Annotated in this window: 13 protein-coding genes; 3 read left to right on the forward strand and 10 right to left on the reverse strand. The window is 61.3% G+C overall.

The annotated features are described in order from the left end of the window. Positions 1-108: 108 nt before the first annotated feature. The 3 genes from AWH62_RS15085 to AWH62_RS15095 form a co-directional block, all read right to left on the reverse strand. A complete protein-coding gene (locus tag AWH62_RS15085) occupies positions 109-2295 on the reverse strand; it encodes a hypothetical protein (protein ID WP_075191316.1) in 2187 nt (728 codons plus the stop codon). Positions 2296-2308: 13 nt separating this feature from the next. Further along, positions 2309-3541, reverse strand: a complete 1233-nt coding sequence (locus AWH62_RS15090; protein ID WP_075191317.1) for a patatin-like phospholipase family protein — start codon at positions 3539-3541, stop codon at positions 2309-2311. Positions 3542-4399: 858 nt separating this feature from the next. After that, a complete protein-coding gene (locus tag AWH62_RS15095; protein WP_075191318.1) occupies positions 4400-4948 on the reverse strand; it encodes a methyl-accepting chemotaxis protein in 549 nt (182 codons plus the stop codon). Positions 4949-5105: 157 nt separating this feature from the next. Here AWH62_RS15095 and AWH62_RS15100 point away from each other — a divergent pair, with 157 nt between their 5' ends. Next, positions 5106-5984, forward strand: coding sequence for a thermonuclease family protein (locus AWH62_RS15100; protein ID WP_158025647.1), 879 nt, complete (start codon positions 5106-5108; stop codon positions 5982-5984). Positions 5985-6248: 264 nt separating this feature from the next. On the opposite strand, the gene AWH62_RS15105 is transcribed toward AWH62_RS15100, so the two are convergent. From AWH62_RS15105 to AWH62_RS15135, 7 genes are all read right to left on the reverse strand, one after another. Then, positions 6249-7178, reverse strand: coding sequence for an RNA polymerase factor sigma-32 (locus tag AWH62_RS15105; RefSeq protein ID WP_075191320.1), 930 nt, complete (start codon positions 7176-7178; stop codon positions 6249-6251). A 774-nt stretch (positions 7179-7952) separates the two neighbouring features. Further along, positions 7953-8462 (reverse strand): CarD family transcriptional regulator, encoded by a 510-nt coding sequence (locus tag AWH62_RS15110; RefSeq protein WP_075191321.1) that lies wholly within the window; start codon positions 8460-8462, stop codon positions 7953-7955. 220 nt (positions 8463-8682) lie between these two features. After that, positions 8683-9024, reverse strand: coding sequence for a ferredoxin FdxA (gene fdxA / locus AWH62_RS15115; protein ID WP_075191322.1), 342 nt, complete (start codon positions 9022-9024; stop codon positions 8683-8685). 73 nt (positions 9025-9097) lie between these two features. Next, positions 9098-9547, reverse strand: a complete 450-nt coding sequence (locus AWH62_RS15120) for a TerB family tellurite resistance protein (RefSeq protein ID WP_075191323.1) — start codon at positions 9545-9547, stop codon at positions 9098-9100. Continuing rightward, positions 9540-9866, reverse strand: coding sequence for an RNA-binding S4 domain-containing protein (locus tag AWH62_RS15125; RefSeq protein ID WP_075191324.1), 327 nt, complete (start codon positions 9864-9866; stop codon positions 9540-9542). The genes AWH62_RS15120 and AWH62_RS15125 overlap by 8 nt, the downstream gene beginning before the upstream one ends. A 9-nt stretch (positions 9867-9875) precedes the next feature. After that, positions 9876-12626, reverse strand: a complete 2751-nt coding sequence (locus AWH62_RS15130; protein WP_075191325.1) for a helicase-related protein — start codon at positions 12624-12626, stop codon at positions 9876-9878. A gap of 68 nt (positions 12627-12694) precedes the next feature. Next, on the reverse strand, positions 12695-13507 hold the full coding sequence (locus tag AWH62_RS15135; protein WP_233128348.1) for a DUF3108 domain-containing protein: 813 nt from the start codon (positions 13505-13507) through the stop codon (positions 12695-12697). A gap of 190 nt (positions 13508-13697) precedes the next feature. Here AWH62_RS15135 and rpmB point away from each other — a divergent pair, with 190 nt between their 5' ends. Together rpmB and AWH62_RS15145 are read left to right on the forward strand one after the other, a co-directional pair. Next, on the forward strand, positions 13698-13982 hold the full coding sequence (rpmB, locus tag AWH62_RS15140) for a 50S ribosomal protein L28 (RefSeq protein WP_075191327.1): 285 nt from the start codon (positions 13698-13700) through the stop codon (positions 13980-13982). Positions 13983-14087: 105 nt separating this feature from the next. Next, positions 14088-15827, forward strand: a complete 1740-nt coding sequence (locus AWH62_RS15145) for an amidohydrolase (protein ID WP_075191328.1) — start codon at positions 14088-14090, stop codon at positions 15825-15827. The last annotated feature ends 270 nt before the right edge of the window (positions 15828-16097 follow it).

The raw sequence follows: 16097 nt of genomic DNA on the forward strand, positions 1-16097 counted from the left end.
GAAACGATCGTTGTCTTAAGTTGCATCGTTTCCCGTCTCATCGGCCAGTTCCTTGGGCAATCGCATCATCATTGCGAAAAAATGTTAAGCTATCATTGATCCGGCATATCAGCGGCGAGTCAAGGATTTTAGAGCGTATGGAATCGTGTCGAGCATCATGTCGAGAGGGTCCTCGCCTGGATAAAGCGCTTGAAGGCTGCTGGCGATATCGGAGAGGGCCGCATGGTTTTCCTCGTTATACGATTCACCAATGCCATTCATATTGCGGTACCTTTCCAGCACCTCGCGATTCTTGTTTCGTATTTCGTCGGAGCCCGGTTTCTCCGGGGAAGGTTCAGAAGTCATATTGAGTGCCAGTTCAACGAGTCTGAACGTCGCCGCGTAGAGGGGCGCCCGATATTTTTCGAAACTGTCGCTTGTTGCCATAAGGAAAGCAAGTGATTGAGCAACTGTATCTGCACGGCTGTCTTTACTGTTTGCGCGGATACCCTCGACAGTCATTCCTTTGATTTTTTCAAGTGACGATGTAATTTCGTGCTCCTCGAGAGGGATTTCGTCCAATACATCGCCGAGTTTTTTAAGTACATCAGGAGAGGTTGAGCCACTTTCTTTATACATTGAGGCCTGCACATAGGCAGACACCCGATAGTACAGATAATTGTTAATTGCGAGCGCCTGTATCGTCCTCAACTCGTCCATCTGAGGCTCATCCACATCGAACGCCGCCAAGTCCATCGCGGCCGCAGGGCGAGTCGATTCGGCTGCATCGCGAAGATGTTCAATCCGCTCCACTAACTTGTAGTCGAGTTTATGAGCGAGTTTGCCTGTTCTCTTGTCATCCTGCGCAATCGCCCAAAGCGTGAGGCCGCGGCTCATTGGCGCACGGAGATGTATCCACTCATTCTCGCCGGCCTCAATATTGCTGTCGTTGGCAAGAAGATTGTTGGCGTAATCAAAATGTTCGAATGCCAGGTCGAGTTTATCCATCGAGTAGAAGCATTGACCCATACGAAAGCTAACGATTGTGTGATCATCGCGCGATGACAATTTTCTGTATATAGAAAGGGCATTCTGAATATAATTATTTGCAGAAGCATTCCCTTCAAAGCGACGAATCATATCTCCAGATTTGTATTCATTGTACGCAATTTCCATTCTAAAATTGTACATCAAATAATTGTATACATCATTTTCGAGCTTGGATTTATAATGATTTAGTATAGAGATGCATGAATTAAACGCCTCAGTAGAACTGGATAGTTTAGAAATCAAGGTGCGATAACTTGATCTATCAGGTCGTTCGGACCGCTTTGATCCACGTTGCTTGACGCCAGTATCGTATGCATCCTTTAGTTCCAATGCGGAGGTCGGTTCAGAGCCGTCCGCTGTGGATCTTTCCAGATTTCGTATTCGTGCACTGGTCTGTCTCACGATCTCCTCTAATCGCCTTGGTTCGAAGTTGTTGTCGAATGGAGGTACGTTAATCCTAGTGTTTGTCATTTCCAAACCGGCAATAATATTCTCGAGAGTTTTTGACGCGGAATCAAGTTGGACTTTGGAGTCCGGAATCTGATCTCGGAAATGTTGTTCTACCTCCCCTTTCTCGCTAGCGCGAGAGTCAATTTTGTAGTTAATTTTATGTTCTATTTCACTCCATGCATCTTCCATGGCAGATCGAATTTGAAACTCGATAGGGTACCGCCGCTCCGGGACGGAGGAGTCTCGTGAAAGGTATGTGCACCAGATGACTATATGTACAGACGTATAACCGCTACCACTATCTTTTGGATTGCTCCTGTATTCAAAGTGTTGTTTATGTTCTTCAGTTCTAATGATGTCATCTATTTGATTTATCATCTTTTCCTTATCAATGATTGAGTAATAATTTATTACTTCTTCAATTTCATCAAATCGAAATATCTGATCAATGTCGTATTCTGTAAATAGACGAAATAATCTTGACAAAGATTCTGGAATTTCACTTCGCAATAGGGTAACAATTCTTATCCCAATTATGTCTCGTGAATTCGTTGGCGCGTAGTATTCCTCTATCGCATTTTCTTTGCCACTCAAGTCTTTATTATTCTTTCTCAAAGCCTTATTGTATAGAGATTCAACCGTCTTTACGCGTGCACTAATACGGTAGGTTCGGTGATCGAATGCGAACCGGACCAGGCTGAGAATGTTTTGCGTCACCTCCTCGGCGCCTGCGACACAACGTAGGGCTTCGAGTAGGATTGCCTGGCATGCATCGCAGTTTTGTTTGCTTGTGCAATCTGGACATTTTGTATTCATGGAGCTGAATCTCTCAGTTTGAGGACTGTCGGGCAATCTCGTTGAAGGGCAGGTCCCGAATGGATCCGAGGCTCGGGGTCACATATTTTGTGATGCTGATCGCAGCGTGCAGATAGCCGAGGTCGACGAGTTGGCGCTGGCGCTTTCGCGGGATGGATCCTAGGCGCGTCCCGGTGTTGCTCGCTCTTTCAATAGTCTTGTGGTCGAGGTCGACGTCGATGAAGTCTGCCTTGTAGGCCTTCATGTTGCGGATGCCCCAGTAAGCGCCCCGTCGTCCAAAAACGCGTTGGTGCGGGTCGATTTCATGCGCCGCGTCTTGATCGGCGGCGTGCATGATCTTGAAAGACTCGATCATCTGGCGCTTGCGAATTTCGATAAATCCGCTGTTCATCAGCGCGACGGCCCGCATTGTATGGCCGAGCATCAATGTGCGGGGCTTCGGATCCGGGTCGGCAGGCCAGCCTGCATCGCTTACCAGGATGGTCCCGAATTTCTTCCACGACGTTTCGATGCCGAGATTGTCGTGTACGCCACCGTCGGTGAGATACACTTTTTTCCGGAATTGTTTCAATCCCAGGTCACTGCCGGACTCTGGTGAAAAACGCCGATGGTCCATGCGCATAATCATCGGTGACAGGAATGGTGGATACGCCGACGAAGCCATCACTGCAAAACTGAGACGGGTTTTGGGTTCGGGAACGTCGCCAACGCGCCAATCGCGCATTCGCGGTTTCATGAATCTCCACACCGCGCCGGATTGAACATTTGTAGCGTTGAATACAAATCGTGGTTCTTGCGGCAGGTCTTGTAGCGACGCGCCTTTAAGCAAAATTCGATCCAGAGCAAAGCGGTAGGGGTTGAAAATATATCTCAAACTAAACCTCATCGCCAACGAACCCGGGAGGTCAACTGTCGTGCGAGTGAAGCGCAGAATCGGCTTCGCAACCAGTTCGTGGAAGTTTGATGCAACCTGTGTTTTTGGATCGAATTGAAGATCCTTCCACACCAGCCCCAATCGAGCTGCAGTGATGGCCCCGCCGGATACGCTGGTTATACGATCCAAGTTTGGCAGCATGCCGGCCTCGTTGAGGAACCAGATCGCGCCTAGATGAAACAGGGCCGCGCGGTAGCCGCCGCCGGACAGGCAAAGGGCAATGCCGTCTTGCGGTTCCGGATATCGCGTGTCGGTCCCGATCAGCTCGTATGGCAGGCTGTTGTGGAACCGGTCACGAATATCCGTCGACATATGGTCGCTCCCTTAAGGCTACGGTGGGTTCGCCGGGCCTCAGATCGCTCGACTCTGGGTTTAAGCTGATTGCCGTGAATGCTAGAATATGCGATCCCCTCTCGCGCTGCCGACGGTAGAGTAATCTTAAGTTGTTGTCCATTAGCGACTTTCAATCCGTCAAGATAAAAAGAATTGAGACGAGCAGGCGCTGGAGTCTGGCACTGGGCGTGCCTTTCAGCGGTCGAGCGCTGGCGCGTTTCTTCGTTGCTGCAAGTCTAAGTCAAGGCGACGTCGAGCGTCGACCAGGACCGTGCTGGGCCCGTCTTTCTCGAGACGCTCCACGCGACCGAAGTGGCCGACGAAGAAGCTGCAGCACTGGCCGACCTGGATGTGGCACGATCCGTCACGTTCGTTCAGGTTAGGAGGGGCGTCCCAAGGGCGGCGCTGGTCATCAGGCTCGATCTGAATGTGGGAGAGCTGCGAGCGAGGCTGGACAGCTGTGCCCGTTATTGGCTTAGCGGGTGTTGGTTTTGAGGCAAGGGCAAGGCCGTCGGCACCGCGAGGTAGACGTTGCGGGTCGCAAGACCGCCGCCGCCCGGGTGATAGCGATGGGGAACAATGCGGTCACCGGGGGCCGATTGCTGGCAAGTCGTCGCCAACTGCCACTGCAACCGCAGGAATTATCTTGCAACGAACAGCCGCCAAGCTATCGGTCTCAACGCCTCGAGTGATCGATCATGCGACGATGATCAATCACTCGAAAACGCTCAATGCGGACTGAGTTGGCCCGGATACATTTTTTTGCGAGTGCCAATCGGACGGCGCCGACAAATGTGCTCCGTTCGCGAGTTCGTGCCTGCCAGGCGGTCGAGCGCCCTAGCGGACGCGGTCGCGCAGCGTGTTGAGCTGGTGCGCGACTTCTTGCGTCGCTTGCGTCATCTGGTCGACGGCTTCCTTGCCGCGGGCGACCGACTGGCCGGAACCGCGCACGCCGTCGAGGATTTCCTTGACCTCATTGTCGAGCGCCGAGATGCGCGAGGCGATGTCTTCGGTCGCCTTGGCGGTCTGGCCGGCCAGGGCTTTCACTTCGCCGGCCACAACGGCGAAGCCGCGGCCGGCATCGCCGGCACGGGCCGCTTCGATGGTGGCGTTGAGGGCCAGGAGATTGGTCTGGCTGGCAATCGCCTCGATCGTCGAGAGGATGGCATTGATGCGTTGCGAGGCATCGGTCAGGGCTTCGACGCGGCGCTCGAGCACCTGGCTGGATTCCTCCACCTGGTTCATTGCGTCGCGGGCAACCTGGGCTGCCTCGGCGCCCTGCGAGGCGCGCGCCGCTGATTCGCCGACGGCTTCGGCGATGGCGTGGGCGTCGGTGTTGGTGTCGGTCTGGGCGACAGCATCATCAGTATAGGCGTAGGCGTTCATAGGAGGCGTGTCCCTGATTGGAAGGTCTGCGGCCAGCTTTAGGCCGAGATGGTAAACGGATTGGTAAACGCCGCGAGATTTCCGCAAATCGCTTCGGGCGCGATATTGAAATATGCAACTCATGGGTGTATGTGGGGGTATCAGAGGAGGTGTGGTGATGAGAGGTTTGGCCCTGTCCGTACTTTGCCTGGCGGCCTGCGGTCCTTCCGCGGCAGTCCAGGACGCCACGCTCACGACGGTGGGTGTCGAGAGTGTCCTGATCCGGCCTCAAGGCGAGGCGGGTGAACACGGCGCCTTCATCGACATGGCCGGCGCCTTGACCGTCCGGATCGAGACCCCTGACGGCCCGCTGGAAGTCCGGCTGGCGGAAATCGACACGCCGGTGCCGACCGCAGCGCAAGCCTGGCTGGCAGACCGGCTGGCGGGGCGCGAGGTGAGCCTGGTCTATTCGGGCGCACGCCGTGACCGCTATGATCGCGCCCTGGCGCAGCTTGTGCTCGCCAGTGCCGCCGTGCCGGATGATGCCGCCAGTGCCAGTGTCGCTGATGTTCCGGACGGCGGGGATTGGCTGCAGTATCGGCTGGTCGAGGCGGGTCTGGCCCGGGTGATGACCCATGCCGACAATCAGGCCCATGCGACGCCCTTGCTGGCAGCCGAAGCGGCGGCGCGGGCTGCCGATCGCGGCCTGTGGGCCGATCCGGACCATCGCATCCGCGACACCCATCCCGATGCCCGCGCCCAGGATGTCGGCACGGCCCAGATCATCGAAGGGCGCGTGCTGGACGCGGTGCAGCTCAATTCCGGGCGGATCTATCTCAATTTCGGGCGTGACTATCGCAGTGATTTCACGATCCGCATCGATGCTGGCGACGCGGAGGCCTTCGAAGCGGCCGGACTTACGCCCGAGCGCCTGGAGGGTCAGCGTGTCCGCGTACGCGGCTGGCTGATCGATGAGAATGGGCCGATGATCCAGCTCGACCATCCCGCCCGGCTGGAACTCATTGGTGAAGACGGCGAGGCGGCGATGGCGCGATAGCAGGTGCCCGGACATGCCCGGAGCAAGTCGGGCCGGGTGGACCTGTCGGCTCCGGCAATGGCCCAAACCTGCCAGATGTCCGGGTCGGATTTGCAGGCCGGGCGTTCAGGTCAGGCGTTCAGGCCGGGATGCTAGGTCGGGACTCACGGTCGGGCTGGCAGAGCCGCTTGGCATCCCGGTGCCGGGGTCCGGCGCTTGGTACAGGCGACCGAAACAGGCGACCGGAACAGGAGGCCGGAGCGGGTGATCAGACCAGGTGGCGGGTCAGGCGTTCGGGATCAGGCCGGCTTCATACGGGTCACCGACAGCAGCGCACAGATTGCTGCGCAATTTGCTCAAGGCTGCGCTTTCGATCTGGCGGACGCGTTCCTTCGAGATGCCGAGCGTTTGTCCAAGTGTTTCCAGCGTCGAACCGTCTTCAGTCAGGCGACGTTCGCGAATGATGAATTGCTCACGCGGACTGAGATCGTCAATCGCCTGGCCGAGCCAGAGCGAACGGCGCTCACTGTCGGTACGATCCATGACCTCGATCTCCGGGGCGACGCTGTCATCGACCAGGAAGTCCTGCCATTGCGAGTTCTCACCATCACCCACCGGCGCGTTCAGAGACCGGTCAGACGCGCCAAGCCGCATGGCCATGGTGTCGACATCGCGCTCGCGCACCCGCAGGTCACGGGCGATCTGTTCCCGATTGTCCGGCGAGATCGAGGCGCCGTCGAGGTCGCCGATCCGGGCACGCATGCGGCGCAGGTTGAAAAAGAGGGATTTCTGGGCCGAGGTCGTGCCGGTCCGCACGATCGACCAATTGCGCAGCACATAGTCCTGGATGCAGGAGCGGATCCACCAGGTGACATAGGTGGAAAAGCGCACATCACGCTCCGGCTCGAACCGGTCGGCGGCCTTCATCAGGCCGATATTGCCTTCCTGGATCAGGTCGGAGAAGGGCAGGCCATAGCGTTTGAACTTGGCGGCCACGGCGATCACCAGCCGCATATGGGCCTCGGTCAGTGCGTGCAGCGCCGCCTCATCGCGATCATCGCGCCAGCGCCGGGCCAGATCGGCCTCGTCCTCGCGCGAGAGCAGCGGCCGCGCCATGGCGGATGTGACGAACCGCTGCTCGCCGGCATCGCGGCCGGAATTGAGAGCGGCAGACGGGTGGGCAAAACGAGCCGTAGCAGCCTTGGCGGTCGTCATGATGGTCCTCCTTCGCTTCAGGGAGGGGTACGTCGCTGCCACGAGATCGGATCACATCGCGCGCCAGGCGGGCTGATCACCGGCGCACCATTTTCCCCGGGCGCAGACCCGGGGCCAACGAAACTGCCGGGCATGTGATGAGCCACGCGCCGGTCCCGGATTGCGCTGACGCGCCTCCGGGAAAAATCTGAGGAGGCTCTGAAGGACTGGCGCCCTGCGGCGCCCACCATCCCATAAACCACTTGCCGAGAGTTCGCCGTATCCGGTTTTCCAGGTCAAGGGCCGCGCAGCGGCCGCTTCGCGGTTCCACCCTTGAGCTGGAAAACCGGATACGGCCGACTGACTGACACGTGATTTATGCCTATCAGCGAGCGGGCTCGCCTTCCGCAACGCCAATGCCTCAGGGATATGAGCACCTTGTCGTTTCTAGTTTGTCATCCCGGATGGATGCCCGGCGAAGGCCGGGCGCAAGTCCGGGACCTATGTGCCTGCAACCTGTTAGGTCCCGGCCCTGCGGCCTGCTTTCGCAGGCCATCCGGCCGGGATGACAAGGATTGTAGGGTTGGGTGGAAGCGCCCCCGGCTGGCTGACACGTGATATATGCCTATCAGCGAGCGGGCTCGCCTTTCGAAACGCCAATGCCTCAGGAATATGAGCGCCTTGTGGTTTCCAGGCTGTCATCCCGGCCGGCTGGCGTGCGCCAGGTCCCCCAAACGAAAACGCCCGGCCATCGGCCGGGCGTTTCGTGTCGTCATCGCGGCTTGATCCAGCGGATCAGGCGGCGACTTTCTTGGCGAGGGAGGTCGACAGCATTTCGCGGGCGGCCTCGTGCTCGATATCCTCGACGGCGGCCAGTTCGCGGACCATGCGGTCCAGCGCTGACTCGTAGAGCTGACGTTCGGAATAGGACTGTTCCGGCTGGTCTTCGGCGCGGTGCAGGTCGCGAACGACTTCGGCAATCTGGATCAGGTCGCCGGAATTGATCTTGGCTTCGTATTCTTGGGCCCGGCGGCTCCACATGGTGCGCTTGACCTTGGCCTTGCCCTTCAGGGTCTTCAGCGCGTCCTTGACGATCTTGTCGCTGGAGAGGGGCCGCATGCCTGACGCTTCGGTCTTGGCGGTCGGCACGCGCAGCGTCATCTTGTCCTGCTCGAAGGTGACGACATAGACTTCGAAATCGAAGCCGGCCACGCTGTCTTTTTCAACACCCGTCACCTGGCCAACGCCGTGTGCGGGATACACAATAAAGTCGCCCTTTTTGAAAGACTTGTCGTTTTTCGTCATGGATGCTCTCTCGTTGGGCCTTGCTCACACGGAAACGCAAAAAGTCGCAGCTCGCTCTCAAAGAAAATCCGGCACCCATCCGGCTCTGAGATCGATATGTCTGCGCGCAAATCACCATGTAGAAAGGCAGGCGGCGCGATAGGCGCTACCCATCAATGCCCGTAGCATAGCATAAAATTCGGCGATTTCCAAACGGTAGCGTTTGGTTAACCCGGAGAGGCTAGTCGCCGCTGCCCGGTTTCTCGGAGAAATACTTCTCGTATTTCCCGCTTTCATCGGCCATCGCATCGGCGTCGGCAGGCGCGTCCTTGCGCAGCGTGATATTGGGCCAGACCTCGGCAAATTTCGAGTTGATGGCCAGCCACTTGCCGTCCTTGTCGTCTTCCGTGTCGGGCTTGATGGCCTCGACCGGGCATTCCGGCTCGCAGACGCCGCAATCGATGCATTCATCGGGATGGATGACGAGAAAATTCTCGCCCTCATAGAAGCAATCGACGGGGCAGACTTCCACGCAGTCCGTATATTTGCAGCGCACGCAGGCGTCGGTGACAATATAGGTCATGTTGGCCGGGACTTGATTTGACGGAATTGAGGGCAGGCTTGTTGCCGGGACATGGGCCGCGACGGGTTTTTTGTCAACGGGTGCGCAGCCGGGCTTCTGCACGTGTGCGGGCAAAGACACGGTCGCGATCCTCGATCGCCAGCAGTGGGCCGATCCGCCGGATGAAGGCGTCCTCGAAGGGCGATTTCTCGCCGTCGGCCAGGGCGACCAGCCAGAGCTGTTCGATCAGGGCGATGCGTTCCTGACGTGACAGGCAGGCCTTCACCACCTTGGTGAAGCGGTGATGGTCGATCGCGCTCTCCGCGAGTTCCTCGCCCTGTTCAAGCACATGCGCGACACGGGCGTCGGACAGGCCGAAAGCGCCGGACAGGATGTCGCGGATCTGGTCCTGCTCGCAATCGGCATAGATACCGTCGGCCAGGGCCGCCTCCACCAGCAGGGTGCAGGCGGCGACGTGCGGATCGGTTTCCGGCCGCAGGTCGACCTCGGCCGATGCGAAGAAATTGCGGATCGCGTCAAACATGGCTTGCTTCCGTCTGCTGCGCCTCGACCGATTGTCCGTCGTCGATCATGCGATAGAGTTCGCGGGCCTCACTGGCCGGACCGCGACGTGTGCCCAGGGCCAGGATTTCCAGCTGCACGATCCGTCCATTGAGCGGCAGGGTCAATGTGTCGCCTGCGCGCACCAGGGTGGCGGGCTTGCTGATGCGCCGCGTCGTACCGGCGCTGGTCAGCCGCATGCGGCCCTTCTGGACCTTTGCTGTCGCCAGGCTGCGCGTCTTGAACTGGCGCGCATGCCAGAGCCAGACATCGATCCGCAATCCGCAGCTGATTTCGCTCATCGCCGCCCGTCATGCCTTGGTTTCGGATTTCGGTTCGCTGACGTTTTCGGCCGGAGCCGCCGTCTCGGACGCTGCCGGGGTGTCTGCCTGGACATCTGCGACCGCTGTCTCGGCGCCAGCCTCGACCGGTGTGGCGTCAGGCTTGTCACCGCCGCCGCCCTTGCGACGCTTGCGCTTGGGGCGCGGCTTGCGTTTGGGCGCTTCGGTCAGGGTGAGGGCCGCGAGGGCGGCAAATGGGCTGTCGGACGGGACGGGGGCCGGCTCGGCGGCCTTTGCCGGACGACGCTCGGCGACGCGCGGGCCGCGCGGCGGGTGTTTGCGGCGACGCCGGTCCCAGCGCTCGCCCTCGGCTTTCTCGGGATCGGGGCCCTTTTGGATGCGGCGATAGCCCAGCTCGGTCAGCGTGCCGCGCAAATCCTCGACCGAACAGCCCAGAACGGCCGTCATGTCGGCAGTCAGCGGGAAGCCCTGGCCTTCATCCTTGCCGGCTTCGCGCAGCGTGTCGGCGAGGCGTTCGAGCATGTCGAACCGCACCGCGCGCGGGCCGCAGGGCTGAAAGCCGATGGCGGCGTATTCGGCGCGGGTGCGCGAGCGGTCATTGGCAACCGAGGTCAGGCCCGGTGCCGGCAGCCAGGCCAGATCGGTCCGCCCGGCGGCAATCGCGTGCAGCAATGCGTTGAGCCGCGCCGGGGCAGGCTTCACCAGTTCGGGCACATAGATCATGTGCTCGCCGATGCGCACGCCGGCAGCGCGCAGCGAGCGGCGCTCGACCTGCGACAGGTTGCGCACATCATCGCTGACGGTCAGCCGCGGCAGGGCGCCACCGGCTTCGTAGAGCCGCCAGGCGAGGCCGCGGGCCAGGCCCGGCATGTCGTCGGACTGGCCGGCCTCGCGCAGTTTGAACAGCGGCGCCAATTGCGTCTCGATATGGGCGACGAGCCGCGCTTCCAGGCTGGCGCGGGCGCGTGACTGGGCTTCATGGGCCCCGAGATCGCCGCCAATCAGCTTGATGGCGGGCTTGAGAGGCGTCGGGCCGGGGATGAGCTGTGCGATGTTATCGCCATTCCAGCTGATCTTGCCGTCATCGGAAAAGGAGAGATCGTCCATCGTGATTTTCGCCAGGGCTCCCAGCCGTCGGTTGATTTCAGGGCGCAGTGCACGCAGCGCTGCCGAGTTCAGGGTCCGCGCCGCCAGGTCCCGCCCGTCGGCATCGGGTTTGAAGATGAGGCCGGCCAGACGACCGACGAAATGGCCTTCTACCGTAACCTCCCCATTGCTGGCGACCCCGGCCAGCAAGTCTCGTTCATCGCGCAAGCCTTTGACAAGGGCGCTGGTGCGGCGATCGACGAAGCGCTGCATCAGGCGTTCGTGCAGGGCATCGGACAGGCGATCCTCGATTTCGCGCGTGACACCGCGCCAGTGGGCCGGGTCGCGGGTCCAGTCAGCGCGGTGCGCCGCATAGGCCCAGGTGCGGACATGGGCGAGGCGGGCCGCCAGGGCGTCAACATCGCCGGAGGTCTTCTTGAAACGTTCGAGCTGGCCCGCCATCCAGTCATCCGGCAGGCGGGCGCCGGGACCGGTCAGGTGCAGGTAGATCGACTTGATCAGCCGGGCATGGGCATCCAGCGTCGCCTTGCGGAAATCTGGCAGGCGGCAGGCATCCCACAGCCGCCCGACCGCCGCCGGGGAGGTGGCGCGGTCACGAATCTCACGATCACCGGCCAGCACGCCCAGCGCTTTCTCGTCCGACGCTTCGCCGACCCGTTCCAGCGCCGGGTTGCGCGAGGGTTTGCCGAGGGTGAATTGCAGCGCGTCCAGCGAACTCTCATCGAGATTCGGATTGCGCCAGCGCAGGCGTTCGACCGGCGCGAAGCGATGGTTTTCGACCGCCTCGACCTGATCGGGATCAAAGGGGCGGCAATCGGCTGTCTCCCCGAATGTCCCGTCATTGCGGAAACGACCGGCCCGCCCGGCGATCTGTGCGATCTCGGCCGGGGTCAGGCGGCGGCGCTTGCGGCCGTCGAATTTGCGGCTCTCGGCGAAGGCGACATGGTCGATATCCATGTTCAGCCCCATGCCGATGGCGTCGGTGGCGACCAGGAAATCGACCTCGCCGGACTGGTAGAGTTCAACCTGGGCATTGCGGGTGCGCGGCGACAGCCCGCCCATCACCACCGCCGCGCCGCCGCGGCGACGACGCAGGAGTTCGGCGATCGCATAGACGGCCTCGGCCGAGAAGGCGACGACGGCCGAGCGGCGCGGCAGCCGGGTCAGCTTGGCGGGGCCGGAATAGGCGAGTTGCGAGAAGCGTTCGCGGAAGGTGATCTCGGCCTCGGGGACAAGCTCGCGCACCCGATTATACATCGTTCCGGCGCCCAGAAGCATGGTCTCTTCCGTGCCGCGCGCCCGCAGCATCCGGTCGGTGAAGACATGGCCGCGCTCGGGATCGGCGCCGAGCTGGATCTCGTCGACCGCCACGAAGGCGACCCGCTTTTCCACCGGCATGGATTCCACCGTGCAGATGAAATAGCGCGCCGAAGGCGGCACGATCTTTTCCTCGCCGGTGATCAGGGCCGCCGCGCCGACACCCTTGGCCTTGACCACACGGTCATAAATCTCCCGCGCCAGGAGGCGCAGGGGCAGTCCGATCATGCCGGAGGCACGCCCCAGCATGCGCTCGACAGCGAGGTGGGTCTTGCCGGTATTGGTCGGACCCAGGGCAGCGGTGATCTGCCCCGGCTCGTTGCGGTAGGATGCCATGCCGCAACTCCATCACATGATGCCCCGGGCCTAGGCAATCCCGGACGGCTTTGCCAGTCAGCGGCGGATCAATTTTCCTCGATGGAGCGGGCCACGATTGTCACGCCGCCAAAGCCGGCATTGGTACGGATGCGGACCGGGATGTGGATGTCACCACCATGCACCGGGGCCAGCCAGAAGGTGATCGGGCGGTCGATATCATCCTCGGACGGGAATTCATCGGCCTCATAGCCGGAGATCGGCTCGTAATAGGCATGGCAGACCAGGGCGTCGCCAGACCAGGCCCGGGTGCGGACCCGGTCGGTGCCGCCGTCTTCAAAGCGCAGATTATAGCGGGCGCGACCGTCAAAGACCGGCAGCGTGCCATCGCATTGGCTGTCGCCGCGCGCCACCGCGCCGAGACCCATCGCCAGCAGGGTGGAAATGGGATCGGCGGCGCCGGCGCGTTCCTCGTCCGTGGCCGGTGGTTCGCCCATCGAGCCGAAGGGCGGTTCGATATTGGGCGTGGCAACGCCGTCCGGGAAATCGATCGCCACGACCCGGTTTTTCGAGCTGGCATGATTGAGGTGGCTGTAATGCCAGGGGCGCAGGGCATCGCCGTCGCGATAGCCGCTCACACCGGCCTCGATATCGGCATCGGTGAACAGGGCGGCGAGGCCGGCAGCGGTGAAACGCGCCGACGCCTGGTAGGTGTCATCAGCGAACTGTCCGGACACCACGATATTGGCGACCTGGAAGACCATGACCGATCCGGCGTATTGTACCGTCACGCCTTGCATTTGCGCTGCTGAAGCCTCATTGGCGGCATCATCGCCCGACGCAGCGGCCGAGCAGAGGAGGGTGCCAGCGGCCATTGCCCCGTAAATCCAAGTCTTTTTCACGCTACTCTCTCCCGAACTGAGCCCCCAAGGCCCTAACCCATAAGGCGGTTCAACTGCAATAACTGATCGAAACCGGCTGCAAGATGAACGCGGCAAGCTTGACGACCCGCCTCACCTCCTTTATCTCGCCCGCTCTCGCACTGGTCGCAATACCGGTGCGCACGGATTTTTATATTTGAAAGGTGCGACTATGGCGCGTCGTTGCGAACTGACGGGAACTGGCGTTTTGACGGGAAACAATGTTTCTCACGCTCAGAACAAGTCCCGCCGCCGTTTTCTGCCGAACCTGTGTGATGTGACGCTGGCTTCCGAGAAGCTGGGCCAGAACTACAAGCTGCGCATTGCCGCCAAGGCGTTGCGCTCTGTGGACCATGTCGGCGGTCTCGATGCATTCCTCCTCAAGGCCCGTGACGAGAAGCTCTCGGACAAGGCCCTGAAGATCAAGCGCGACCTGAAAAAGGCTCTGGCTGCCTAAGCACCGGACGAGCTGACGAATTTCCAACGCCCGCAGCCTGCTGCGGGCGTTGTCGTATGCGCTGACGCGATATAGCCTCCCGGCACGAAGCGGGGAGGCTTTTTCATGCGCGCCAATAACTGGATGATTTCGCTGGCCGTGCTGGCCCTGGCCGGGTGTGATGGCGGCGCGGACATGGCACCGCTTGCCGACGGCACCGACGGGGCGTTGAGCGAAAGTGCGGCTGATCTGGTGATCTGGGGCGGGCCGATCTACACCGCCCGCGATGACCAGCCGATGGTCGAGGCCGTCGCGGTGCGCGGCAACCGGATCGCCTTCGTCGGTGATGATGAGGCAGCCCAGGCCTGGATCGGCGAGGGGACCCGCCTCATCGATCTCAATGGCGGCGCCCTGTATCCCGGGTTCACCGACAGTCATATCCATGTCTATGGCGTCGGCCAGCGCGAGCGGACGCTCAATCTGGACGATGTGACCTCGGTGGCGCAGCTGGTCTCGCGTGTTGAAGCCGCGATTGCCGACACGCCCGCAGGCGAAACGCTGGCCGGGCGCGGCTGGATCGAAACGCATTGGCCGGAAGGCCGTTTCCCGACCCGTCAGGATCTCGACCCGGTCTCGCCGGATAATCCGGTCATCCTGCGCCGCGCCGATGGTCATGCCCTGATCGCCAACAGCGCCGCCCTGGCCGCCGTCGGCATCACCCGCGACAGCGTGGCGCCGTCGGGCGGGGAAATCCTGTTCGACGCCGACGGCGAGCCGACCGGCCTCCTGGTCGACACGGCCATGGGCGCCGTGTCACCGCTGATGGAGACGCCATCACCGGACGTCATCCGGGACACCTATGCCGACGGCGCCCGGCGCCTCGTCAGCCTCGGCTGGGCCGGGGCCCACGACATGTCGGTGCCCTGGTCGATGGTGCCGGTCATTGAAGGGCTGGCCGAAGCCGGAGACCTGCCGCTGCGGACCTATCTCTCTGTCGGACCGGAAGGCTATGCCCCGCTCGCCGCCGGTGGACATCGCGATGTCGCCGATGGCCGGGTCATCACGCGGGCCGTCAAGCTCTATATGGATGGCGCACTGGGTTCGCGCGGCGCCGCTTTGTTGGAACCCTATGCCGACCGCCCCGAAACCAGCGGCCTCGCCATCGCCGAAGCCGATGAGACGATCGGTCTGTTCATCGATGCCCTGCGTCAGGGCATCCAGATGAATGTCCACGCCATCGGTGATCGCGGCAATCGCTATCTTCTGGACTGGGTCGAGGAAGCGCGCGCCCAGGTGCCGCCGGAGGAATGGGCGCTGGCCGATCCGCGCTGGCGCGACGAGCACAGCCAGATCATCGACCCGGCGGACATTCCCCGTTTTGCCGAGCTGGGCGTGATCGCCTCCTTCCAGCCCTCCCATGCCATTGGTGACCTGCATTTCGCGCCCGACCGGCTGGGTGATGACCGCCTCGACGGTGCCTATGCCTGGCAGAGCCTCCTGGATGCCGGCGCCCATATCACCGGCGGTTCCGACGCCCCGGTCGAGCAGGGCGATCCGCGCATCGAATTCTACGCCGCCGTGGCCCGGGCCGACCTGTCGGGCTTCCAGGGCGAGAACTGGCATGCCGAAGAAGCCTTGTCGCGTGAGGACGCCTTGAAGCTCTTCACAGCCTGGCCAGCCTATGCCTCCTTCCGCGAAGACGAACTCGGCACGATCGCGGTCGGCATGATCGCTGACTTCACCGTCTTCTCCGAAGACATCATGACCATCCCGGAAGCGGAGATTCTCACCGTCGAACCGTGGATGACGGTGGTCGATGGCGAGGTCGTGTATGAGAGTCCGGACAGCTTTCACCACGGGGAGTAGGGGGCGCTCCTCGCATCATTTCCCCTTTTTCATTTTTCCCGGAGGCGCACAGCGCCATCCGGGACCGACCGGAGACTCATCGCTTGCCGGATGGGTCGGTAGGTCCCGGCTCTCCGCCCCGCTTTTGCGGGGCTGCGGCCGGGAAAAATGTGTTTTGGTTTGCGAGGGTCGGGGCTTGGCAGTTTGCGGCAGAATCCGGCGCTGACGACGCGGATCCACTCACCGGCCACCCCTGGCTTGTCATCCCGGGCGGAGCCCTGACTTGATCAG

The organism is Maricaulis sp. W15 (assembly GCF_001924955.1).
Classification (GTDB): domain Bacteria; phylum Pseudomonadota; class Alphaproteobacteria; order Caulobacterales; family Maricaulaceae; genus Maricaulis; species Maricaulis maris.